General features: G+C 74.2%; 16 protein-coding genes. 4 read left to right on the forward strand and 12 right to left on the reverse strand.

The genetic code is table 11. From position 1 onward, the window contains the following. Positions 1-99: 99 nt before the first annotated feature. From F9B16_RS18020 to F9B16_RS18050, 8 genes are all read right to left on the reverse strand, one after another. Positions 100-1,407: a glycosyltransferase family 4 protein gene (locus tag F9B16_RS18020; RefSeq protein ID WP_225991722.1), complete on the reverse strand. Its 1,308-nt coding sequence runs from the start codon at positions 1,405-1,407 to the stop codon at positions 100-102. A gap of 23 nt (positions 1,408-1,430) precedes the next feature. Beyond that, positions 1,431-2,255 (reverse strand): glycosyltransferase, encoded by an 825-nt coding sequence (locus tag F9B16_RS18025; RefSeq protein WP_151541248.1) that lies wholly within the window; start codon positions 2,253-2,255, stop codon positions 1,431-1,433. A 13-nt stretch (positions 2,256-2,268) separates the two neighbouring features. Continuing rightward, on the reverse strand, positions 2,269-2,400 hold the full coding sequence (locus F9B16_RS53620) for a hypothetical protein (protein ID WP_264159724.1): 132 nt from the start codon (positions 2,398-2,400) through the stop codon (positions 2,269-2,271). After that, a complete protein-coding gene (locus F9B16_RS18030) occupies positions 2,400-4,103 on the reverse strand; it encodes a hypothetical protein (RefSeq protein WP_192808847.1) in 1,704 nt (567 codons plus the stop codon). Before F9B16_RS18030 ends, F9B16_RS53620 begins: the two co-directional genes overlap by 1 nt. Positions 4,104-4,184: 81 nt before the next feature. Continuing rightward, on the reverse strand, positions 4,185-6,335 hold the full coding sequence (locus F9B16_RS18035) for an acyl-CoA dehydrogenase (protein ID WP_151541249.1): 2,151 nt from the start codon (positions 6,333-6,335) through the stop codon (positions 4,185-4,187). Positions 6,336-6,400: 65 nt separating this feature from the next. Next, positions 6,401-7,909 carry a hypothetical protein gene (locus tag F9B16_RS18040; RefSeq protein ID WP_151541250.1) on the reverse strand — a complete coding sequence of 503 codons (1,509 nt, stop codon included), beginning with the start codon at positions 7,907-7,909 and terminating at the stop codon, positions 6,401-6,403. A gap of 74 nt (positions 7,910-7,983) precedes the next feature. Continuing rightward, a complete protein-coding gene (locus tag F9B16_RS18045; RefSeq protein ID WP_318839246.1) occupies positions 7,984-8,904 on the reverse strand; it encodes an EI24 domain-containing protein in 921 nt (306 codons plus the stop codon). 72 nt (positions 8,905-8,976) lie between these two features. After that, on the reverse strand, positions 8,977-9,846 hold the full coding sequence (locus F9B16_RS18050; protein WP_151541251.1) for an SDR family NAD(P)-dependent oxidoreductase: 870 nt from the start codon (positions 9,844-9,846) through the stop codon (positions 8,977-8,979). Between the two features lie 148 nt (positions 9,847-9,994). Here F9B16_RS18050 and F9B16_RS18055 point away from each other — a divergent pair, with 148 nt between their 5' ends. Together F9B16_RS18055 and F9B16_RS18060 are read left to right on the forward strand one after the other, a co-directional pair. Next, positions 9,995-10,870: a TIGR03619 family F420-dependent LLM class oxidoreductase gene (locus F9B16_RS18055; protein ID WP_151541252.1), complete on the forward strand. Its 876-nt coding sequence runs from the start codon at positions 9,995-9,997 to the stop codon at positions 10,868-10,870. Positions 10,871-10,901: 31 nt separating this feature from the next. Further along, a complete protein-coding gene (locus tag F9B16_RS18060) occupies positions 10,902-11,345 on the forward strand; it encodes a nuclear transport factor 2 family protein (RefSeq protein ID WP_151541253.1) in 444 nt (147 codons plus the stop codon). Positions 11,346-11,347: 2 nt separating this feature from the next. On the opposite strand, the gene F9B16_RS18065 is transcribed toward F9B16_RS18060, so the two are convergent. Next, positions 11,348-12,355 carry an effector-associated domain 2-containing protein gene (locus F9B16_RS18065; RefSeq protein ID WP_151541254.1) on the reverse strand — a complete coding sequence of 336 codons (1,008 nt, stop codon included), beginning with the start codon at positions 12,353-12,355 and terminating at the stop codon, positions 11,348-11,350. A 237-nt stretch (positions 12,356-12,592) separates the two neighbouring features. Here F9B16_RS18065 and F9B16_RS18070 point away from each other — a divergent pair, with 237 nt between their 5' ends. Then, positions 12,593-12,817, forward strand: a complete 225-nt coding sequence (locus tag F9B16_RS18070) for a hypothetical protein (RefSeq protein WP_151541255.1) — start codon at positions 12,593-12,595, stop codon at positions 12,815-12,817. Between the two features lie 149 nt (positions 12,818-12,966). Next, positions 12,967-14,193 (forward strand): FxsB family cyclophane-forming radical SAM/SPASM peptide maturase, encoded by a 1,227-nt coding sequence (locus tag F9B16_RS18075; RefSeq protein WP_151541256.1) that lies wholly within the window; start codon positions 12,967-12,969, stop codon positions 14,191-14,193. A gap of 33 nt (positions 14,194-14,226) precedes the next feature. Here the strand turns inward: F9B16_RS18075 and fxsT are convergent, their stop codons facing one another. From fxsT to F9B16_RS18090, 3 genes are read right to left on the reverse strand one after another with little or no spacing between them, the layout of a single operon-like run. Further along, positions 14,227-18,375 carry an FxSxx-COOH system tetratricopeptide repeat protein gene (gene fxsT, locus F9B16_RS18080; RefSeq protein ID WP_151541257.1) on the reverse strand — a complete coding sequence of 1,383 codons (4,149 nt, stop codon included), beginning with the start codon at positions 18,373-18,375 and terminating at the stop codon, positions 14,227-14,229. Continuing rightward, complete coding sequence (locus F9B16_RS18085) at positions 18,372-19,391, reverse strand: AAA family ATPase (RefSeq protein WP_151541258.1); 1,020 nt, start codon at positions 19,389-19,391, stop codon at positions 18,372-18,374. Before F9B16_RS18085 ends, fxsT begins: the two co-directional genes overlap by 4 nt. Positions 19,392-19,406: 15 nt before the next feature. Continuing rightward, complete coding sequence (locus F9B16_RS18090) at positions 19,407-20,879, reverse strand: VMAP-C domain-containing protein (RefSeq protein WP_151541259.1); 1,473 nt, start codon at positions 20,877-20,879, stop codon at positions 19,407-19,409. Positions 20,880-21,025 lie beyond the last annotated feature (146 nt).

A 21,025-nucleotide genomic window follows, 5' to 3' on the forward strand; every position in this document is an offset into this window, starting at 1 on the left:
CGGGCGGGCGCGGCGCGCCGGCGCGCGGCGGGCTCGCCTCTCCGACTGCCATGCTCGCCCCTTCTGCTGCCACCCCTCCGACGACGTTCCCGGCGCGGCCTACTCGAGGTCGCCGCGGGCGGCCTCGCCGGTGGAGCGGGGCCGGCCGAGCAGCCGCTCGACGGTGGTCGCCTCGCGGACCTCGCGGACCTCGCCGGGCCCGGCGAGCAGCTCGTCGCGCACCGGCCCCTCGACCACGCGCAGGTGGACGTCACCGTACCGGTGGACGACCTGTGCCCGGTCATCGGCGGTGGATGACGACCCGGCCCGCACGGCCGCCTCGACCAGATCCGCCATCCGGGCGGCGGTCCGCGCCCAGTCGAACTCGGCCGCCCACGCCCGGCAGCGCGCGGCGATCTCGTCGCGGCGGCCGGGCTCGGCCAGCTCCTTGAGCGCGCGTTCCACCACCTCGGCGGGCTCGTCGTCCGGGCCGACGAGCCAGCCGGTGACGCGGTCGCGGACGGCGTCGCGCAGCCCGTCCACGTCGAACGCGACGGACGGGACGCCGAGCGCGGCGGCCTCGATCACGCTGAGCCCCCAGCCCTCGCCCTGCGACGTGCTCACGTGCAGGTCCGACGCGGCGACTAGGGCGGCCTTGACGTGCTCGGTCACGTAGCCGTGCGCGACCGCGACACCGTGCAGGCCGCGCTCCTCGATCCCGGCGGCGAGCGCGTCCGCCTCCGGGCCCGACCCGATGATGTGGAGGCGGAGGCCCGGGTGCCGGTCGGCGAGGCCGCGGGCGAGGTCGAGGAGCAGGCCGAGCCGTTTGTGCGGGACGAGCCGGGTCACGCAGGCCAGCTGCGGGTGCCCGGTCGCGACGGCGCCGTGGACGTCCGGCGGTTCGTCGGAGCCGTTCGGCACGACGTACACCGGGCCCTTCCAGGCCAGGCGTTCCCGTACCGCGCGCAGCGTGGACGGCGACACGACCACGTACGCGTGCCGCCGGTACGTCCAGCGGCTCACGGGCCCTTCGAGCATCCGCCCGATCCACGCCATCCACGGCGGGAAGTGGACGCCGAACTGGGCGTCGTGCACGTGGTGGATCACGCAGAACACCGGGACGCGGCGCGGCAGCGCCCAAGGCGTGAAGAACGGGATGCCGTTCTGGCAGTCGATCACCGCGTCGAAGCGGCCGCCGCGCCGGAACCGCCGCCGCAGCAGCCACAGCAGGACGAGCGGGTACACGGTGAACCGCCCGCCGAGCCGGACGAAGTCGACGCCGTCGACCCGGTCGCGGCGGGGCTGCCCGGGCGCCCGGGACGTCACGTAGTACACGCGGACGCCGCGTTCCGCCGTCCGCCGGGCGATCTCCCACGCGTACCGCTCCGCGCCCCCGGCGGCCGGATGCCAGGGATCGCGCCAGTTCACGACCGCCAGCCTCAACGGTCCGCTCATCCTTGCCCGGCGCTCGACGCGGACGGCAGGCCCCGGTCCGGCAGGGCGGGCAGCGGGCCGAGGACGGGCTCGGACGCCGGCGCCGGGGCGGGGACCAGCGGGCCGGAGACGCGCGCGCGGATCCGGGCGAGGTCGATCAGGCACTGCAGCGAATGCCGGCGCACCGAGAACGTCGACCCGGGGCGGTCGCGCCACACGACCGGGATCGCGGTGACGGGCGCGCCGCGCCGCACGCAGTGCGCGAGCAGCTCGACGTCGAACGAGAACCCGGTGGTGCGCAGGTCGCGCGCGGCGGCGCGGCCGAGCGGCCCGGCGAAGAACTTGAACCCGCACTGGGTGTCCTGGATGCCGCCGACCAGGTCGCGGACGATCCGGTTGAACGTGATCGCGCCGAGCCGCCGGACCGGCAGCGCGTACCCCTCGACGACGGACGCCTCGTGCCGCCGCGACCCGACCACCACGGTCCGGCCCTCGCGGAGCAGGACGAGCGCGTCGTCCAGCGCGGCGAGGTCGGTGGCCATGTCGGCGTCCATGAACCCGATGTAGGGGGCGCGGGTGGCGAGCAGGCCGGTGCGGACGGCGGCGCCCTTGCCGGGCCGGTCGCAGGTCAGCAGCCGCACCGGGACGGGCCCGCGCCAGGAGCGGACGATCTCCGCCGTCGCGTCCGTGCTGGCGTTGTCGACCACGATCACCTCGGCGCGCGCCGGCAGCGCGGCGAGCCTGCCGCTCAGCAGGTCCAGCCCGGCGGGCAGCCGGCCGGCCTCGTTGCGGGCGGGCACGACGACCTCGAGCAGGGCGGGACCGGGACGCCGGTTCCCCATCAGGTCACGCGGGTCAGGGGGCGCCGTAGTTGTACATCGGCTTGATGACCGGGTCCTTCTGCGAGGAGTTCGCGAGCTGCACGACGCCGAACGAGGCTCCGGCGGCGAGGAGGACGCCGACGAGTGCGGCGATGGCGATGCGCATCAGGGGGCCCTTCGACTGTGGTGAGGGAGGCGGTCGGGGCTGCGGCTACGGATACTCCCGAGTAACGGAAGCCCCAGAGTAGTGCCTGAGGCCAGGAATGACCAGAAAACCACCACACTCGCCGCGATCCAGGCAACGATCACCGGCGCCGCCGGGACGCGGTCCTCGCGCGGCGCCGCGGCGCCGTCGATCCGGTAAACGGCCAGGTCAGCACCGGTGAGTACGGGTACCGCACCGCTGGGCCGGTATTTGCCGGTCTCCGAGTCGACGACGACGTACCGGACGCCCCGGTCACGGAGCGTGGCCGCGTCGGGGTGCGCGGCGGCCGGGGCGAGGGCGAGCGCCCGCGGGTCCTCGGCGGCGATGGTCGTCCGGCCGACGATCAGCGCGTCGTTCACCACGACCCGCCGGTTCAGGTAGCGGGGCAGCGGGTCGAGGACGCGCCGTCCGTGGTTCCAGGGGTAGCTGCGGTACAGCGCCCACGGCAGCACGAGCACGTCCCCGGGCGCCGAGTCCGCGGCGATGATCTTCCGCGCGCGCGCCCAGTCCGCCGGGTAGTGGACGGCGCGCAGGTCGCCCGCCGCGCCCCACGCCAGCGTCGGCAGCAGCAGGACGGGCGCCGCGACCGCGCCGACCGCGGCCATCGCGTACCGCGCGGTGATCGCCCGGTCGGCGGCGACGCCGAGGCCCACCGCGACCACGACGGCCAGCGGCGCGACGTACTGCTGGCCGTCCCGCAGCACGGCGAACCCGGACCACAGCCCGACCGCGCCCCGCAGCACCGGCGCGGCCACCGCCCCGAGCGCCGCCAGGACGAACCCGGCGGCCGCGGCGACGGCGGCGCCGCGGCGCCACTCCGGCTCCCGGCACCAGCGCCCGTACGCGAAGAGGGAGCCGAGCACCACGGCCAGCCAGAACGCGGCGAGAACCGGCGTCCCGTAGCCGCGCGGCACCGTCTCGCCGTTCCAGATGCCGCCGAGCGTCAGGAGGCTGCCGAGCACGCCGAACGGGGTGTCGGCCCGCGCCGCGAAGACGTCGACGGCCGTCCCGTTCCCCGGCACCCCCGCCGGGCGAAGCGCCCCCGGCACCAGCCACGGCAGGCTCAACGCCGCCACGACCCCGGCGACCCGCACCGCGCCGCGCAGCTGCGCCGACACCAGCGCGACGGCCAGCGCCGCCAGCCCCGACACGGTCAGCGCCGCGAACCCGCCGATCGCCGCGGGCACCAGCGCGCGGACGAGACGCCGCGTCCCGCCCTTCTCGGTCGTCCGGGCCGCCGACGCGACCACCCATGGCAGCGCCGCGTACCCGAGCAGCAGCGCCCACTGGCCGAGCAGCAGCCGCTCGGCGACGAACGGGTTCCAGGCGTAGCAGACCCCGGCGGCCAGCCGCGGCAGCAGCCGCGGCGTCGGCACCAGCGACGCCGCCGACATGCACGCCATCACGAAGATCGCGAGCAGGAGCAGCTTCTGCACCGCGTCGGCCGGGATCACCGTGGCGAGCGCCGTCACGAACGCGTCGCTCGGCACCTGCCGCGGGACCGTCCCGGTCAGCCCGAACGTCATCGGCGTGAACGCCGGATCGGGCGTGAACACCATGTCGTAGGACAGCACGAACCCGGGCGCGAGCCCCGGCCCGAGTGCCGCGAGCCCGAGCCCCAGCCCGGTCAAGGCGGCCACCACCTGCCGCGTCCGCTCCCCCATCGGCCTGGACGCTACCCGAACTCCGTTCACTCGCGGCGGGTCGTCGTCATGGACGCCGCCATGACGACGGCCCGCCGCGGCTCAGCGAGCGGAGGCGGTGGGGTCGGGGTCGCGGGGGAGGCCGAGGATGCGCTCGCCGATGACGTTGAGGTTGACCTCGGTGGTGCCGCCGCCGATCGACATCGCGCGGGACGCCAGCAGGTAGCGGGTCCAGCGCGGGCGCAGGCCGTCCTTCCAGCCGCCGGTCAGCGCGCCCTCCTCGCCGAGCAGCGTGAACCCGAACTCGGTCACCTGCTGCCCGTGCTCCATCGCGACCAGCTTCCGGACGTTCGCCGTCGCGCCCGGGTCCGTGCCCGACAGCTGCTTGAGCGTGGCCCGCAGGCCGAGCAGGTTGAACGCGTGCTCGTCGCAGGCGAGCCGGCCGATGCCGTCGCGGACGACCGGGTCGCCGTCCAGGCCCAGCTCGGCGGCGAGGCTCAGCAGCTTCGGCACGTCCCCGCCGAGCTGGAACGAGCTGGTCAGCCCGACGCGCTCGTTGGCGAGGGTGTTGCGGGCGACGCGCCAGCCCTCGTTGACCGGGCCGACGACCCGGTCGTCCGGGACGAACACGCCGTCCAGGAACACCTCGTTGAACACCGCGTCGCCGGTGCACTCGCGCAGCGGCCGGACGTCGATGCCGTCGGACGCCATGTCCACGATGAAGTAGGTGATGCCGTCGTGCTTGGGCCGGTCCGGGTCGGTACGGGCGACGCAGACGCCCCACTGCGCGTCGCGGGCCAGGGACGTCCAGATCTTCTGCCCGCTGATCCGCCAGCCGCCCTCGACCCGCTCCGCGCGGGTGCGCAGCCCGGCGAGGTCGGAGCCCGCGCCCGGCTCGGAGAACAGCTGGCACCAGATGATCTCGCCGCGCAGCGTCGGCGGCAGGAACCGCTCCTGCTGCTCCGGCGTGCCGTACTGGACCAGCGACGGGACGACCCACGCCGCGATCATCAGCGGCACCGGCCGGACCTTCGCGGCCTTCAGCTCCTGCTGGACGACGATCTGCTCCAGCGGCCCGGCGTCGCGGCCCCACGGCTTCGGCAGGTGCGGCGTCACCCAGCCGCCCTCAGCCATCGCGGCGCGCTGCGCGAGCGGGTCCATCGCGGCCATCTCGGCGACGCGGCCGCGGATCTCCTCGCGCAGCGGCGCGGCGTCCTCGCCGAGCTCGATGCTCATGGGGCGGCGGACGCCGCCGACCGCCAGCGCCGCCACGTCCGCGCGGTGCCCGCTCGCCCTTCCGAGGAGCGCGCGCAGGGTGAGGGCGCGCCGGTAGTAGAGGTGCGCGTCGTGCTCGTAGGTGTAGCCGATCCCGCCGTGGACCTGGATGTTGCCCTCGGCGCACAGGACGGCGGCGTCGGCGGCGAGCGCTCCCGCCACGCCGACCGCGTAGGCGCGCTGTTCGGGCTCGTCGCCGAACGACCGCGCCGCGTCCCAGACGGCCGCCCGCGCGCGCTCTAGCGCGATGAGCATCCGGGAGCACTTGTGCTTGATGCCCTGGAACTGGCCGATGGGGCGCCCGAACTGCTCGCGGAGCTTGGCGTAGGAGACGGCGTCGTCGAGCGCGCGGCCCGCGACGCCGCACGCCTCGGCCCCGAGTAGGACGACGGCGAGGGCGCGAGCGTCGGGCGCGTCGAGGAAACGGTCGTCCGGGACGTCCAGGCCGTCCACCGTCACCGAGCCGACCGGCCGGGTGATGTCGAGCGACTCCAGGTCCCCGACCGTGACCTCGTCCCGTGCGGCGATCACCCAGCGGTCGCCGACGGGCAGCAGGAACACGTCGGCGAGCGGCGCGCCCAGCACCGGCTGGACCGTCCCGGAGACCGTGTTCCCGTCGACGTCCAGGCCGCCGGAAAGACCGACCGCCGCCTTGCGCGAACCGTCCGCGAGACCGGCGAGCAGGTCGGCGCCGGCGCCCGCGGCGTGCAGGATCGCCGAGGCCAGGACGGTCGGGACGTACGCGCCGGGCGCGAGGGCCCGGCCGAGCTCCTCCAGCGCGACGGCCTGCTCCAGCAGCCCGTACCCCTGGCCGCCGGCCTCCTCGGGCAGGTGCAGCCCGAGCAGGCCCTGCGCCGCGAGCGCGGGCCAGAACCCGGTATCGGCCTTGCGCGCCGTCTCCGGCGGGACGTTCCGCTCGGCGAACCCGCGCACCGACGCCGCGAGCGCCTCGTGCTCCTCCGTCAGCCCGATCGCCATGACTGCACCTCTCCGTCGGGGATCGGAGCCAGCCTATTAGAACGGCATTCGGTACTTAAGGGGGGTCAGGCCGCGACCTTCAGCTGCGCGAGGAACTCGTTGAGGTCCGGCCACATCTTCCGGTGCGTGTTCGGCAGCGACGCGAACACCGCCGCCGGCGTCTTGCGCCCCGTGTCGATCACCGCGGTCGCGACGATCTCCCCGGTCGCCCGCACCCCGGCCCGCTTGTAGGTCAGGTACGAGGCGATCAGCCAGCCCTTGTGCCCGTCCACGTTTAGCGGCTGCGACGCCAGCGGCGCCGACTTGTGCGGGAACGCGTAGTACTGCGACTCGTAGCCCTGCTCCGCCAGCGCCGTCGTCTTCTTGACGCTCCCCGGCCCCTTGTAGGCGCCCAGCAGCGTCGGCGGCAGCACGCCCGTGAGCAGCTGGCCGTACCAGAGCTGCTGCCCGTGCCGCTCGGTGACCACGATCTGCTGCCCCGACCAGCCCGGCGTGCTCAGCTTGTTCTTCTTCGTCGGCAGCTGCCACGGCGGGGCGAGGCGCGGGTACGACAGCCCGGACGCCGCGTCCGTCAGCCGCCCGAGGACCTTGCTCGCCTTGCCCGGGAACCGCTTCAGCGCCTTGTCCGCGGGGACCGTCACCTGCGGCTCGTCCGGCTCCGCGGCGGCGCCCTTCGGGGCCGTCTTGACCGGCGTGTCCGCGGACGCGTCGTCGGTCCGGTGCGTCATGTAGTAGACGCCGCCGGCCGCGAGGAGCGCGACCACCAGCAGGCCCACGCCGCCGATCAGCACCAGCCGGGACCGGCCGCCGCCCTCGTCGAACGCGTCGCCGGACGACCCGGGCGAACCGCCGAGCTTGGCGTCCGCGGCGGCCTCGTCGGCCATCCAGTCCGGCATCTGCCAGTTGCCGCTGCTCGGCTTGCCGGCCTTCGCCGGGCCCGCGAGCCCGACCTGCACCGCGGGCGTCTCGTCCGCGGGGGCCCCGCCGGGACCGTCCTCGAACAGCGAGCCCTCCCAGCCGGGCGGCTCCTGCCCCTCCGCGGGGACGGGCGCGACCCGCACGTCGTCGGCGTCCGGCAGGGCGCCGGGCTCGCGCTCGGCGGCCGGCTCCTCCCAGGCGGCGGGCTGCTCCTCGGCCTCCGGCCGTCCCCACGGGCCGGGCCGCTCCTCGCGGGCCGGCTCCTCCCAGGTCGCGGGCCCCTGCCCGGCCGCGCCCTCCTGCTCGTACGCGGCCTCCCGCTCGTACGCGGCCTCCTGCGTGGAAGCGGCCTCGCGCGCGGACGCGGGCTCCTGCGTGGAAGCGGCCTCCCGCTCCTGCGCGGCTTCGCCCTCCGGCGCGCCCGCGCCGGGCCGGCCCTCGACCTTGCCCCAGATGTCGTGCGCCTGCTCGTCACCGCCATCGGAGAAATCCGTGCGGCCGTGCGGCGCGGGCATGAAGACCTCCGGCACCTTCGGCTCGGAGGAGACCACCTGCGGGCCGGTCGAGCGCCCCGCGTCGGGCGCCGGCGGCCGGCCGGCCTCGTCGCTCTCGCTCATGTCGGTCCAGCGCACACCGCGCTCCCCCTGATCGGACATGCGGAACACGGTACGCGAAGATCATTCATTTCGTTCCGCGGGTCATCACGCTGAGGACACATCTTCCTATCGCCTCAGTTCCGGCCCGCGACGCCGGGATCACCGCCGGTGACCGCCGGACCGTCCGCGAGCCGCTCCCTGGCCAGCAGGGTCGCGCCCGCCACGGCGCCCGGCATCGCGAACACCGCGCCGAGCGGGATGAGAAAGACCACAAAGGTCGCGGCGCCGAACCCGACGGCCAGCGCCCGGTTCGCCTTCAGCCGCGCGAACCGCTCCTTGCGCAGCAGCCCGCGGCGCTCCAGCGCGATCGACGTCAGCTCCCCCGCCAGGTAGTACCCGGACACCAGGGCCGCGATCACCGGCACCACCGTCTGCCCCACCACCGGCAGGAACCCGGCGGCGAAGAACACCACCGCGAACAGCAGCGCCACCAGCCCGAGGATCAGCGCGTCCTTCAGCGCCCGCCCGATCTGCACCAGCAGCGGGACGTCCGGCTCCGGCGGCGCGCCGCCCTGCGACTCCTCGACCCGCACCGCGATCGCCTCGTAGAAGGGGTCGCCGACCAGCAGCGTCACGGCCGTGAACGTCAGGACGGCGAGGAACACCGCCGCGCCGTAGATCGCGATGCCGGCGACGACGCGCGCCGTCGCCCGCGCCGCCTCGGACCAGCCGTCCGCGAACGGCGTCACCCAGCCCGCGAGGCCGTCCAGGTAGAAGGCCAGCGTCACCAGCCCCGCCGCGTAGGCGGCCAGCACGATCAGCGCCGGGATCAGGCCGAACAGCCACTGCGCGGGGTTGCGCGCCGTCCAGCCGATGCCGCGCAGCAGGTACCCGACCCCGTTGAACAGGTCCTTGAACGCCGACGGCTTGGCGGCGGCCGGGCCCGGCGCGGGCGCGGCGGGCGGCTGCGGCTGTCCGGGCGCGGGCGGGCCGGGCGGTCCGGGTGGGCCCGGCTGCGGCTTCCACGGCGCGGGCTGATTCGGGGGGTGGCTCACGCGCTCAGAGCCTAGAGCCTCGCCCCGGAGCGCCCAAGCGTCGCGGCGGAGCACGCCCTGCACAGCGCGGTCTCAGCGGACCGGCAGCCCGACGAGCCGGGCCGACTTGTCCCACACCGCGCGGCGGAGCACCTCGTCCTTCAGCGGGCCCGCCTCCGGGATCAGCCCCGCGCCCGGCGTCGAGCTGTAGAAGCCGCCGGTGCGCCCCTCGTACTCCTCGTCCAGCGCGAGCTTCAGCGCCATCCGCGCGCCCTGCGCCGGAGTCCGCATCACGGGCGTGTGCGACAGCAGCCCGCCGATCCGCGTGCTGCCCGGCAGGTCGCGGGCGAGGGACGTCGCGACGAACCCCGGGCACATCGCGTTCACCGTCACGCCGGTGCCGTCGAGCCGCCGCGCCAGCTCCTGCGCGAACAGGATGTTCATCAGCTTCGACCGCCCGTACACCCGCAGGGACCCGGCCGCCCGGTAGTTGCCCGGCTCCGCCATCCGGTCGACGTCCAGCCGGCCGGCGAACCGGTGCGCCTCGGACGCGACCACGACGATCCGCGACGGCGCGCCCTTCTTCAGCGGCCCGAGCAGCAGGTTCGTCAGCAGGAACGGGCCCAGGTGGTTCGTCGCGACCATCCGGTCGAACCCGTCGGCGCTCTCCTTCGCCCGCATCAGGTGCGCGCCCGCGTTGTTGACGAGCACGTCCAGCCGGTCGAACCGCTCCACGAGGGACGCCGCGACGCGCCGCACGTCCTGCTGCGCGGACAGGTCGGCGAAGAACGTCTCGATCCGGGCGCCCGGCACGGCCCGGGCCAGCTCGTCCACCGCCGCCTCCGCCCGCATCTCGCTGCGGGCCACGATCCCGACGAGGAACCCGGCGCGCGCCAGCCCGCGCGCGATCTCCTTACCGATCCCGGACGTCCCCCCGGTCACGATCGCGATCTCGTCCCTCATCCCCCCACCGAACCACCGCGCCGGACGCGCGAGCAAGGGGGGAATGTGATTTCTTGCACAAGCCGTGATGCGGGGCCGCCGCGCGGCCGGCCCGCCCACCGGGACGCCCCCTGGCCTCGAACTGAAACCGGTTCTACTATCGGTCGGCATGAGGTTCACCTACGCCGAGGCGATGACCGACCCGTCGTTCTACCTGCCGCTGGCCCGGGCCGCCGAGGCCGCCGGCTACACGAGCATGTCGGTCGCCGACTCGCTCGCCTACCCGCGCGAGTCCGACTCGACCTACCCCTACACCGCCGACGGGAACCGCGAGTTCCTCGAGGACAAGGCCTTCATCGAGACGTTCACGCTGATCGCGGCGATGGGCGCGGTGACGAGCACCCTGCGGTTCACCCCGTTCGTCCTGAAGCTGCCCGTCCGGCCGCCGGTGCTCGTCGCCAAGCAGGCCACCTCGATCGCCTGCCTCACCGGCGGGCGCCTCGGCCTCGGCGTCGGCGTCAGCCCGTGGCGCGAGGACTTCCAGGTCATGGGCGTGCCGTGGGAGCGGCGCGGCAAGCGCATGGACGAGGCCATCGACATCGTCCGCGGCCTCGCCGGCGGCGGCTACTTCGAGTTCCACGGCGAGTTCTTCGACATCCCGGCGATCAAGATGACGCCGGCGCCGGCCGAGCCGATCCCGATCCTGGTCGGCGGGCACAGCGAGCCCGCGCTGCGGCGCGCCGCCGTCCGCGGCGACGGCTGGATGCACGGCGGCGGACCCGACGACCTCGACGACCTCCTCGCCCGGCTGAACCGGATCCGCGAGGCCGAGGGCAAGGCCGGCGACCCGTTCGAGATCCACGTCATCTCCCCCGACGCCTACACCCCCGACGGCGTGAAGCGGCTGGAGGACAAGGGCGTCACCGACGTGATCGTCGGCTTCCGGATGCCCTACGCCAAGGGCCCCGACACCCAGCCGCTGGACAAGAAGATCGCGGCCCTCGAGCGGTTCGCCGAGACCGTCATCGCGAAGGCGAACGGCTGACCGCAAAACGAGAACACGTTACAGTTCGGTCATGGACGCCCTCATCTGGCACGCCCCCGACGCCGACCACCCCGCCCGCCGGGCCGCCCGCGCCTCCATGACCGCGGTCGGCGCCGGCCGCCGGGACGAGTGGCTGGCCCTGTTCGCCCCCGGCGCCCTCGTCGAGGACCCCGTCGGCCCGTCCTTCCTCGACCCCGCCGGCGAGGGCCACCGCGGCCCCGACGGCATCGCCGCCTTCTGGGACTCCTTCATCGCCACCATCAGCGGGTTCCGCTTCGAGATCAAGGACTCGTTCGCCAACGGCCCCTGCTGCGCCAACGTCGCCACCATCACCACCACCATGGGCGACGGCTCCACCATGACCATCGACTGCGTCCTCATCTACACCGTCGACGACGCGGGCCTCATCACCTCGCTGCGCGCCCACTGGGAACCCGACCGCGCCATGGCCACCGTCACCAGGCCCGGGACCTGACCTCAGTCCCCCGGCGGCAGCAGCAGCCGCGCGGTCGTCCGCTCCAGCCGCCGCACCGCCATCGACTCGCCCACGAACCCCCGGACGGCCTGCAGGAACTGCTGCAGGCCGCCCGGGTAGTCCAGGCACGTCTGCAGGATCGCGAACAGGTCCGCCTTCGCCTCCGGCGCCCGCGGGATGACGCCCGCGATGGCCGGCGACAGCGCCCCGACCAGCCGCTCGCGCCCCCGCTCGTTCCGCATCTGCGGGATGTCCATCAGGTCGTCCACCATCTGGAACAGCACCGGCACCGGAACCTCCGCGGGCGGCACGAACACCCGGTCGTCACCCGGGTCGTCCTCTTCCCTGTCGCTCAGGCCGTCCTCGCGCAGCGCGAGCGGCCCCGTGCTCGCCGCCGGGACGGGCCGCACCCCCGGCACCATGATCCAGGCCCCGCCCTCGGTCTCCTTCACCTCGACCTCGACCGGGTAGTAGTCCCCCGGATCGACGAGCCCCCGGCCATGCCGCACCACGTCCTCGTACACCCGCCGCGACACGATCACCGCGATCGCCGTCTCCGCGGCGGCCACCGCCTCCTTCAGCGGCGCGGCGTCCAGCAACCGGAACGCGTGCGTCAGCTCCGTGCCCACCACCCCGTGCCCGTCCGCCACGGCCTCCCCCACGTTGACGGCCACCCGCAACCGCATCTGCGCGGACTCGCTCGCCGCCCGGTTGTGGTGCCGCACCTCCGCGCGCAGCCGGTCGACCACCGTCGTCAGCAGCCGCTCCGTCCCGACCTCCGCCGGAAGGACGACCATCACCCCGTCGCCGCGGTCCTCGTGGTAGCAGTCGTCCAGCCGCACCCCGGCCCCGTCCGCCAGGCTCCGGTCGAGGCCCTCGTACATCGCCTTCCGCACCCGCACCCGCACCGGATCGTCCCGCTCCGCGGAGCTGAACCCGGCGATGTCGCACACCAGGAACGAGCACAACCCCCCGGGCCGCCATCCACCCGTCCGCGCCGCATCCCCCACGCGCCCTCCCTTCCACCCCCCTCAGCGTCCTCGACCACCGCCGCGAACGGCAAGAGCGCGGGCGAGGTTCCCGGCGCCATCCGTCCCGGTGCCCGTCCTCCCGGCGTGTCTTCCTCGGTACCGCCGTCAGGCACCGGGGCGAATCCCTATGATCGTCACGTCGCGGCTAGGCTGTTGCTCCTGAGACAAGGGAACCGCGACGCTTTCTGATTTCCGGGATAAGAGGGGGAGACGGCTGTGCCGAACACTCATGGCAGCGCATCAGCGTCCGTCGGGCGCACGGTCCCCTTCCTCTGGTCCAAGCCCAGCTTCACCGAGCTGGACCGGCTCGCGTCGAGCGCGAACGAGATCCTGCGCGCCAGCGCCGCGTACTCCAGCGCGCAGCGCCGCGCCCCCGGCCGCGTCGTTGCCCACTTCGACAACAACCTGACCGAGGACGACTTCCCCGGGACCAACGGGTAACACAGCCGAGGAACGGGCTGGAGTCCGCAGGCACGATCTGCGGTTCGGGCGGGGTCATCACGGACGCGCATTACCGTGCCCGCCACCGAACGGCACCGCATCCGGGCGGAAGGGCCGCTGCGTTTCTCGGCCGAGGGAGGAAGGCCGCCATGCCGGGCACCCCCGAAAGCGCGCACGAATGGCCGTCCGCCGGCCTCGATGTCGCGGGCCTGGTCGAGGACGGGTGGCGTCCCGTCCCCTTCTCCGAGGTCGTGCTCAAGCTCCACGGCCGCTGCAACCTGGCCTGCGACTACTGCTACGTCTACGAGAGCACGGACCAGACGTGGCGGACGCGCCCGCGCGCGATGCCCCCGGAAGTGGTCGCGGCCACCGCCGAGCGGCTGGGCGAGCATGTCCGCGCCCACGCACTGTCGAACGTGACGCTCGTCCTCCACGGAGGCGAGCCGCTGCTCGCGGGCCGGTCCGCGATCGCCGCAGCCGTCGACCGGTTCCGTGCCGCGCTGCCGGCGTCGTGCGACCTCGAAGTGACCATGCAGACGAACGGCGTGCTCCTCACCGAGGAGACGCTCACGATGCTCGACGGCAACGACGTCGGCGTGGCCGTCAGCCTCGACGGCGACCGCGAGGGGCACGACCGGCACCGGCGCCGCGCCGACGGGCGGGGAAGCCACGCCGACGTGATGCGCGGGCTGAACCGGCTCGCCGGCTCGTACCGGCGGCTCTACCGGGGGCTGCTCTGCACGGTCGACCTCGACAACGATCCGATCCGGACGTACGAAGCCCTCATCGAGACGCGTCCGCCGCGCATCGACTTCCTCCTTCCGCACGGAAACTGGAGCGCTCCGCCGCCGCGCCGTCCCGCCGGCGGCGAGGCCGCCCCCTACGCGGACTGGCTCATCGCGATCTTCGACCGCTGGTACCACGCGCCGCGCAAGGAGACGGGGGTCCGGCTGTTCGAGGAGATCCTCAACCTGCTGCTCGGCGCGCACAGCCGTAGCGAGAACATCGGCCTCTCCCCCGTCGCGATGCTCGTCGTCGACACGGACGGGACGCTCCAGCAGGTCGACACGTTGAAGACCTCGTACCCCGGGGCGCCGGAGACCGGCCTCACGGTCTTCGGCAGCGGCTTTGACGAGGCGCTGTCGCATCCGGGCGTGGTCGCCCGCCAGATCGGCATAGCGGCGCTGTCGCGGACGTGCAGGACGTGCGCGGTGCGGGACATCTGCGGCGGCGGCGCGTACGCGCACCGGTACCGGGAGGGCGACGGCTACCTCAACCCGTCGGTCTACTGCCCCGACCTGATGGCTCTGATCAGCCACATCGGCCGCACCGTCCAGCACGATCTGGCCCTCGCCACGGCCGCACCGGGCCGCTGACCGGCCGCTTCCAGGCGGGAGGGACGGGCGGGCTCACAGGGCGGTGGGTTCGATATCGCATTCGAGCGGCTCGTTCCGCTCGGCCGCGGACACCTCGGGGTGGTCCGCGCCCAGCGCCTGCCTGAGCGCGGACAGCGCCGGATCGGAGACCTCGTCGGCCTCGCCCATGGCGGCGCGGGCGCGCGCCAGGTTCAACTCGAGGGCGAGCGCGTGGGGATGCCGCTCGCCGAGGCAGGCGATCACCTTCTCCCGGACGCCCGACAGCAGCCGGGCCGCGGCCTCCAGCTCACCGAGCAGGTAGTAGTCGTTCGCCAGGCCGACCGTGGCGCAGAGCGCGTAGTAGTGGTCCGGGCCGAGGACCCCGGCTTCGAGGTCCGCCAGGGCCGCCCGGTCGGTCTCCTGGGCAGCGTAGACCTCCGCCAGCCGCCGGAGCACCACACCGCGGTCGATGGCGCAGACCTGGACGAAGGGATGCCCGTCCCCCATCACCCTGCGGTAGCCGTCCAGCGCCCGGTCGATCAGCGGCAGCGCCTCCTGCGGGCGTCCGATCGCACTGGTGGCGAGCGCCAGGCAGACCCGGCTCGCGAGCGTGTTCGGATGGTCCTCGCCGAACCGGCGGACATGGGCGGCGAACGTCTCGGTGGCCAGCCGGTGCGCCTCCTCGGTCCGGCCGAGCTTCCGCAGCGTCCCCGCATGGCTCATCTTCGCCTGCAGGACCAGCGCGTGGCCGGGCGCGAGGACGGGCCGCAGGTTGTCCAGGCTCTCCGCCTGGATCCGATGCGCCTCGGCGTACCTTCCGAGCGCGTGCAGGTCCCGCGCGAGGTTGTGGGTGGCGCGGAAGCGCTGCCGGTAGGCCTGGTCCTCGCCGGCCCAGACGTTCCGGTCGAGGTCGTACGCCTGCTGGAACTCGCCCAGGATCCGAAGGTCGATGGCGAGGTTGCTGGCCGCGCGCCGGGTGTCGGTGTCGGCGTCCCCGTGGATCCGGCGCAGGCGCCGCCACGCATCGAGGTCGATCTCGTGCGCCCTGCGGAACTCTCCGAGGAACCGCAGGTCCGCACCGAAGCCGTTCGCGGCGAACAGGGTCTGCAGATTGTCGGCGCCGAACTTGCGGCGCGTACGGGCGAGGTTGTCCTCGCTGAGGTCGGCGGCCGCCCGGTTGTCGCCGAGGCCGCGCAGGGCGTTCGCCAGGACGCGGGAGATGTCCAGGACGTCGTCGTCGTCGGGGCCGTACCGGTCCCGCCACCGGTCCAGCGCGATCTCCGCCAGCCGCCGGCTGCCCTCGTACTCACCGGACTGGTAGAGGAACTTGGCCTGGTCGATGCCCACGGCGCGGATCCGCTGGTCGTCCGCCTCGAACACCCCCGACGGGATGACGTGCGGGGTGATCTCGGAGCGGCGCTCCCAGGTCGACTCCACCTCGGGCTGCTCGGCCGGGGTCGCCTCCCTGAGGATCCCGTGGACGCGGGCCCGGACGCGGCGCCGGCCGTCGCCGCCGAGCCGGTCGTCGAGGATCGCCCGGACGAGCCGGTGGACCTGGAGGCTGCCCGGTTCCTCGTCGAAACGGGCGAGGGAGAACCGGGAGATGTCGCGCATCGCGCCGCGCAGCCGGGCTTCGTCGGCGAGCAGCGCGGCCAGGTCGGCGGGGAGGTCCGCGGAGCGTCCGGCGGTCAGCAGCCCGCAGGGCACCGGCTCCGGGTCGAAGACGGCCCACAGCTCCAGCAGCCCGCCCGCGACCGGGTTCTCCTCGCGCAGCAGGTCGAGGTTGAGGCTCACGCCCGCGGCCAGCGGACCGGGCAGCTCCTCGGCCCTGTCCCCCGCGGTGAACTCGGTGAGGCGGCGGTCGAAGAGCCGGAGGTACTCCTCGACGGTGCCGCCGGTGACGACCTGCCAGGCGGCCGCCTGGCCGACCGCCAGCGGGAGGTCCCCGACGCGTTCCGACAGCAGGTCGGCCTCGGCCTCCGACAGGCGCGGGACCCGGCGGCGGAGCAGGGCGATGCTCTCGCTCCGTTCGAAGACGCCGACGTCGACGACCGACGCGTGCCGTTCCCAGGCGCGGTCGCGGGACGTCACCAGGACGTGGCGCCCGGGCCCCAGGCCGGAGCCGCCGGCGTCGACGGAGAGCGGGGTCAGCGGGACGACCTGGTCCGGATCCTGCGCGTTGTCGTAGATGAGCAGCCAGCGGCCGTAGGGCCGGCCGTCGCGGAGCGCCCGCAGGACGCCGTCCACGGTGTCCTTGATGTCGTCGCTCATCGGCATGCCGAGCTGGCGCGCGAGCAGGGCGAGGGCGGCGCGGGCGGACGTCGTCTGCTCGGCCGGGACCCACCACACCAGGTCGTAGTCGCCGGCGTGGCGGTAGGCGTACTCGACCGCGAGGTTGGACTTGCCCTCCCCGCCCATGCCGAACTCCGACTCCGGCAGGAGCGCCGCCATCCCGTCGCGCAGCGCCGCCCGTACCGCGGTGAGGAGCCGGTCCCGTCCGGTGAAGTCGGGATTGCGGGCCGGGAGCCCGCTGCGGAGCACCGGCGCGGGCGCGTGGCCTTCCGGGCTCCCGGTGGCCCGGATCACGTCCACCAGGTCGTCGCCGGACGCACCGGACGCGTCGGGCGCGCTGGCCACCGAACCGGTCGCCAGCTGCCTCGCCACCTCGCGGTACTGCCCGCCGAGACCGGCCAGCGCCTGCGCCGCGACCTGCGCGAACGGCAGGTCGGGCGGGAGCCGCACATCGCCGCGGCCGACCGCCGCCAGCAGCGCCGGGAAGTCGAGCGACGAGCCGATCCGCTCCCGGACGACGTCCCACACGGCCCGCAGCACCTGCTGCACTTCGCGCCTGCGCATCCCCTGCAGCAGGATCTCCCGGACGCCGTCGTGGAACTCGTAGGCGATCTCCTCCTCGCCGCCGTCTGCAGGGCGGCCGACCATCCGCAGCAGCCCGCTGAGGAACACCTCGGCGAGCACGGAGGACGAGGACGACGGGAGCATCGCCTGCTGGACGAGGCGCATGACGGGCAGCCGCAGCGGCGCCGCCGCGAGGTAGGTGGCGAGCTTGAACGCCGCCGGTGACGACGACGCCCGGAACTGCTTGACGCGCATCTCCGCCGACATCGCCTCGTCGTCGGCGGGCGGCGCGTCGGCCACCGGACGGCCGGTGAACAGCGCCGCGCCCATGATGTCCCGGCCGCCGTGCGCGACCATGTTCGCCCACGACCGCAGCCACCGCTCGTTCAGCTCGACGACCGGGATCGGGACGCCGAGCGGGCGGCCGTCCGGCGGCTGGAGCGGTGCTCGGGTCACGGTGAGCCGCTCGTTCGGCAGCGCAGGTCCGGACGCCCCGAACCGCACCGGCTCGATGGCCGCAGGGGTCCGCCACCAGAGCCGCTGCGGCAGCGGCTGGGCGATCGCGACGGTCCCCGTCCGGCCCCAGCGGCCGAGCATCGCGGCGGCCCGGCCGTCCCGCCACGCGGCGCCGATGCAGTCGCTGACGACGAGGATGACGCGGCGGCGCGTCGGGTCGACCAGCTCGTCCGGGTTGCGGTCGGCGCCGACGCCGAACGCGGATCCGGTGCGCAGCGAGAGCCGCTCGCCGCCGGTGTCGAGGTACCAGGTCCGCAGGTCGCGGAACGCGCCGAGTTGCTGCAGCAGCGCGCGCAGTTCCTCGATGGTCTGCCGCCACACGACCATGGACGGCCCGACGTCCGCGACGAGGGCGAGGTCGTGCCGGCGGTCCCGGGCCGGGACCATGACGGGCTCGCACACGCCCGTCTCGGCGATCCGCTGCGCGGTCGCGGTCTCGTCGAGGATCTCGCGGGTCAGCGACGGGACCGTCGCGCGCAGCGGGCGCAGCGCCCGCGCCAGCGGCAATGTCCGGGAGATGGCGGGCATCGCGGGCATCCGGACGGGGAACGACGCGGCCGGCACCTCCTGCCCCGCCATGTACAGGCCCGCCTCCGCAGGGCGTGGCGGTGGAGGTTCCGGTCCGGGCGGCGCGGACGGCTCGGCCGGACGCGGCGACGGCGGCGGATCGGCGGGCCGGCCGTCCGGTCCGGTGGCACCGGCCGGGACGTGATGGGCGGCCGGGCCCTCGTGCGTCCTGAACCAGTCGGCGAGCCACAGCGCGTCCGCGATCTCCTCCGCCGTCGGCTGCGGGTCGAGCCCCTGCAGCGCCTCGACGAGCCGGCGGATCATCCCGCGCCGGGCATCTCGATCGGGCGGAGCACCGCGTCGAGGATCTCGTCCAGCTTGCCGTCCGGCGGCCTGCTGCCCGACGTCGCGAGGTAGACGGCGTTCAGGAGCTGGTCGGTGGCGAGGGCGCCGTCGGCGCGGCGGGCGAGGAACTTCTCGATGAGCTCCTCGCTGCCCGCCCGGGCCTCCGGGCCGAGATGCGCCTCGATGATCTCGGCGAGCCGGTCCCGGCCGGGCGGGTCGATCACCAGCCGGACGCACCGGCGCAGGAACGCGGGCGGGAACTCGCGCTCCCCGTTGCTCGTGATGATCACGATCGGGAAGCTGGTGCACCGCACCTCGCCGTGCTCGACCGGCACGCGCTGGCCGCCGTCCTCGGTCATCACGTGGATCCGCGCCTGCTCCTCGGGCAGCCGCTGCAGCTCCGGGATCGTGAACCTGCCCTCCTCGAACACGTTGAGCAGGTCGTTCGGCAGGTCGATGTTGCTCTTGTCGAGCTCGTCGATGAGCAGGACGCGGGGCCGGTCGCCGGGCAGCAGCGCCGTGCCGAGCGGGCCGAGCCGGATGTACCGGCCGATGTCGGGCGGCTCGGCGGTGTCCGCCCGCCCGCCCACGCCGCGCAGGCTCGTCTCGTGGAGGCGGCCGATCGCGTCATAGTGGTAGAGGCCGGTCTCCAACGTGGTGTTGCTGGTGATCGACCAGTACAGGACCGAGCCGAGACCGAGCTCATAAGCGACGTTGTAGGCGAGCGTCGACTTCCCCGACCCGGGCTTGCCCGTCACCAGCAGCGGCCGCCGCAGCAGGACCGCCGCGTTCACCTTGTCGACCACCGACTCGTCAGGCCGGTACGACACGGCCTGCTGCTCCCGCCGCCCGCGCCCCTGCACCGCCTCCTCCGGACTGAACCGGCGCCACGGCGGCGGCGGAGGCAGCCGCCGGACGCGCTCGTGCGGCAGGCCGTCACCGCGGTAGATGCGCCAGTCCCCGATCGGGTCGCTGGATTCCGGTTCTGTCGTCATGGCGGCCTTCCGGTGCTATGCGGGGGGTCGGAGCCGGACGTACGGCTCGGGAATGCGGTCGGCGTCGTCGAACACCAGCGTCAGGTGGAGCCCGAGGTGGTCCGTCCCGGCCTCCTCGGCGCCGGCGGACAGCGCCTGCCGGCGCAGGTCCATCGTCCGCCGGGGCAGCCTCATCAGATCGGCGGCGAGCAGGTCCTTGACCTCCCGCGCGAACCGGGCGGGGTCGCGGCCGTCCCGGCACCAGGCGATCACCGGGGTCCCGGACAGCAGCCCGACCCAGTGCTCGTCCGGCTCGTCGGCCGCCGCCCACGGCGGGAACGCCAGCGCGAGGACGGCCGGGGCCTCCGACAGCTTGGAGAACAGCTCCTCCTGGTCGTACTCGCCGCGCCGCGTGACCAGGCAGACGGGCGCGTCGGCGGGGCTGCCGCGCAGCACCGACCACTTGTGCCGCCAGTCGTGGTGGACGGCGGCCAGCCGCATCCGGTCGAGGCTGCGCACCACCACCGGGTACTTGATCCCGATGCGGTGCTCGAACCCCGCGATCTTGATCTTGGAGTCCTCGACGGGGTGGTCGAGCAGCCGGCGCGGCAGCACGAACTCGACGGTGAGGTCGGGGGTGGGCCGGTCGAGCACCGAGGTCTCCGCGGTGAGCAGCCGCTCCAGCAGCTCGGGGATCCGGCTGAGCGGCAGCGCCTCGTCGCTGCACTGCAGGGTGCTGCCGGGTTCGCGGTCGACCTGCAGCCACGCGGTGACCAGGTACCGGTCCGGCTCCAGCGCGTCGGGCGTGCACGCGATGATCAGGTACGTCTCGGACGGCTCGGGCCGCGCCCGCGCTTCGACCTCGGCGTTCTGCCGCTGGTAGAGCGCGTCGTCCACACCGTGGACCACCGCCTGCCGGCGCACCCAGTCCCGGATGGCGGGCGCCGCGGGCGGCGCGGCGGACCGGGCCAGGTCGTCGGCGAAGACCAGCAGCGGCGGCACCCCGTCGGGCCCGGCGGGGATCTCCTCGAGCAGCGCGACGACATCGTGGAGGTCGCGCATCTCCCGGTCCAGCAGCGGCCAGGCGGGCCCGACGGCCCGCCGGTACAGCACCGGGAAGCGGCCGAGATGGGTAAGCCCCGTGTCGAACCGCTCCAGGGAGGTCATCAGCTGGTGCAGCTCCCGCCGCGCCTCCTGCCCGAGCCACGGTTCGGGGATCAGCTCGCGGACGAGGTCGCGCAGCGCCGCGACCGAAAGGCTGTTCTTGTAGAACCGCTCCAGGTTCCGCACCAGCGCCTGCGCGGCCCCCGGATAGTTCAGCAGGACGTCGACCAGCGCCCACACGTCGAGCCGGTCCTGGTCGTGGTGCTCGAACGGGAGCCGGTGCCCGAGATCGCGCTCCAGGGCCGCCAGAAGCACCTCGCGCGCCCGCCTGGCCCTCATCCCGTCGATCCGCAGGATCGCCTCGACGAGCCGATGCTGATCATCGACGTGCAGCGACGTGATCAAAGCCCCGTGCCTCCGCCCCAGGCCCCGCACGCGGCGGATCACCCCGCCTGGCCGGCCATCCGTGTGCGCCCGAGAATCAACCGACACACTATGACGGAACCAGGCCACCGGAAACCGCGTCACCTGACACAGTCCGGCCAACAATC

The organism is Actinomadura montaniterrae (assembly GCF_008923365.1).
Taxonomy (GTDB): Bacteria; Actinomycetota; Actinomycetes; order Streptosporangiales; family Streptosporangiaceae; genus Spirillospora; species Spirillospora montaniterrae.

Coding starts and splice junctions, on each gene's coding strand:
- F9B16_RS53620 (WP_264159724.1), bottom strand. CDS start 2,400: ATGCGCATCGCCATCGCCGCACTCGTCGGCGTCCTCCTCGCCGCCGGA.
- F9B16_RS18035 (WP_151541249.1), bottom strand. CDS start 6,335: ATGGCGATCGGGCTGACGGAGGAGCACGAGGCGCTCGCGGCGTCGGTG.
- F9B16_RS18030 (WP_192808847.1), bottom strand. CDS start 4,103: ATGGGGGAGCGGACGCGGCAGGTGGTGGCCGCCTTGACCGGGCTGGGG.
- F9B16_RS18040 (WP_151541250.1), bottom strand. CDS start 7,909: ATGTCCGATCAGGGGGAGCGCGGTGTGCGCTGGACCGACATGAGCGAG.
- F9B16_RS18060 (WP_151541253.1), top strand. CDS start 10,902: ATGGACGCCCTCATCTGGCACGCCCCCGACGCCGACCACCCCGCCCGC.
- F9B16_RS18025 (WP_151541248.1), bottom strand. CDS start 2,255: ATGGGGAACCGGCGTCCCGGTCCCGCCCTGCTCGAGGTCGTCGTGCCC.
- F9B16_RS18075 (WP_151541256.1), top strand. CDS start 12,967: ATGCCGGGCACCCCCGAAAGCGCGCACGAATGGCCGTCCGCCGGCCTC.
- fxsT (WP_151541257.1), bottom strand. CDS start 18,375: ATGATCCGCCGGCTCGTCGAGGCGCTGCAGGGGCTCGACCCGCAGCCG.
- F9B16_RS18050 (WP_151541251.1), bottom strand. CDS start 9,846: ATGAGGGACGAGATCGCGATCGTGACCGGGGGGACGTCCGGGATCGGT.
- F9B16_RS18055 (WP_151541252.1), top strand. CDS start 9,995: ATGAGGTTCACCTACGCCGAGGCGATGACCGACCCGTCGTTCTACCTG.
- F9B16_RS18085 (WP_151541258.1), bottom strand. CDS start 19,391: ATGACGACAGAACCGGAATCCAGCGACCCGATCGGGGACTGGCGCATC.